The sequence below is a fragment of the uncultured Methanobrevibacter sp. genome, from assembly GCF_902801725.1.
GTDB lineage: Archaea > Methanobacteriota > Methanobacteria > Methanobacteriales > Methanobacteriaceae > Methanocatella.
The window spans coordinates 1-2306 of record NZ_CADCJB010000078.1 but is presented as its reverse complement, the minus strand read 5'-3'; the positions used below and the strand labels follow the sequence as shown (position 1 = coordinate 2306).

The 2306-nt window shown below is 35.9% G+C and carries 1 protein-coding gene and 1 pseudogene; both read left to right on the top strand.

Going from position 1 to position 2306, the window contains the following annotated elements:
* The coding region (locus QZV68_RS10135; protein ID WP_296880878.1) for a hypothetical protein at positions 1-227 on the top strand (227 nt) is incomplete at its 5' end.
* Between the two features lie 189 nt (positions 228-416).
* A pseudogene (locus QZV68_RS10130) lies at positions 417-2306 on the top strand (hypothetical protein); the annotation flags it as partial.

Genomic DNA, 2306 nt, shown 5'->3' with positions numbered 1-2306 from the left:
AGGTAACTGCAACCCTTAAAAACAACAAAGGAAAAGTATTGAAAAGCACAAAGCTTACCCTCAAAATCGGTAAGAAAACCTACACTGCAAAAACCAACAAAAAAGGTGTAGCAACCTTCAAAGTCAAATTGACCAAAAAAGGAACATACACAGGGACTGTCAAATTTGCAGGAAACAAATACTTCAAAGCAGCTACCAAAAAAGTCAAAATTGTTGTGAAAAAATAAGTAAATATTTTTTAAGAAGGAAAAATTAACACTTTTTCTTCTTATTTTTAATTTTTTTATACATAGAGGATTTATTTCTTATTCCAATCCCTATTCAAGTTGGAATAATAAATAAATTTTTTGTCATGAAAAAATTTATTCAAAAAAGGCTTAATGAAAAGTTTTTTAAAGATAAGTTAGAGGAATGAAATGCAAAAAGCAAATAAAATGGTTTTATTATTTTCAATATTTTTCATCTTATTAATCACCATCTCTTCTGTTTCTGCAGAGAATGCTGACGATTACCTGTCATCTACAATTAATGAGGAAATCATTGATACGAGCAGCAGTCTTGATGAAACTTCATTAGACTATCTTGCAGATGAAGATATGGTTTTAGGGCTGGATGATAAAAGCGTTGAAGATAATGAAGATATGGTTTTGTGTTCTGATTCTTCTTCAAATGATGCAGATTCAAAATCCAAGCCTTCCTTAAAAAGTCACAGTAATGCATCTTCATTAAAGGATTCTCTGGATTCTGTTTATTATGTTGATAGCAGTAATTTGGATTCCTTCTTTGCTGATGGCTTCTTAAAGGATAATTATGCTGATTCTGTATTAGTCTTCAATGGCGATTTTAGAGATAAAGGCATATTGGATATCCGATCATCCAATGTCACTGTCATTGGAAACAATTCATCATTGAAAAATACAGTATTCTGCCTGGAGTCAAGCAATATCATGCTTACAGGACTTAATTTTGTATTGAATCAGGAGTTCGCGGATAATGACCATGCAGGAATTTTAGTGCTTGAGGACAATTGCACTATATACAATTGCACTATGGATTATGCTGTTCCCAAATCCAAGACAGGCTTTTGTGTCTATGCAGAAGGCAATAAGATAGAGAACTTCACTTTAGCCAACAGCACATTTAACTTCATCGGCAATAACCTTGGTGGGGGATGGGATTATGGCATATTTCTTGATGGCGTTGACAATGCTATGATATATGGCAATAATATTAACTGTTCTTTGCCTTTGCGTTCCGTTAATTGGCAAGCTGAGATTTTCGGTGGTGTGAGCATGGATGCTGTAGGTGCCTTTGTAGCCCAGAACTCCAATAATCTGACATTGTCTAACAATAAGATTTCCACTTATGTAAGTGGCGGTGGAACCAGTTATCCAACTCTGGATACTGTAATATTGTATGCCTGCAACAATGCCACTATTGAAAAGAATCGCATTTATAGCGAGGACTTTGACAGCAAGAACGGCAAGGACAACTACCTTCAGGGAATTGATGTGTATTTTGCCAATGATGTGACCATAATAGGTAATCAGATTGATATTCGCACTACTGGCGGTCGTTCAGGTATGGGGACAGCTTATCCTATCCAGGTGAATGGTCCTTCATATAATGTGAAAATCGCTTACAATAATCTCACTACATTTAATTTTGGCCCTAATATAGGTATCTATTCCCAGAATTATTATGGTGCGACAAAGATAGACATTATAAGCAATTTCATCAATGTTACCGGTCTTGCCAGCACTCATTACTGGGCACTTGTTGCCGGAATTGAAGTGCAGGATTCCGATGACTTGATTTGGAATAATACAATCATTGTAAATAATATCGGAAATTACAGTGCAAACAATAACATTTATGGCATTAGTTATTCCCAGAACACTCAAGGGAATCATACCTATAATATCCAATATAATAATGTAACTACTAATGGTCGCTATGCGGTTTCTTTATCAGGCACTAGCTCATTGGTTGTCAATTCCATTATTGCAAACAATGTCTTAAATACTAACCAATCCAGCGGCAATCGTGCTGTTCATATTGGCCGAGGAAATAATAACACTATCCGTAACAATACTGATGGTGTTTTCAGGAACACTATGAGTGAGGATGATTTGCCTGATTGGCTGAAGAATCATAAGGGTTTGGTTCCAAGGATTGTTGTTCCTAGGTATTATCGTGAGGGGTCTAATGGTTCTGGATTGACTGATGATGAAGGTAATGGTGCAGCGCCTTGGAATACTGGGTCTAATCCTAATGGTGATACTGTTTTCGGTTCAAATAGGGAT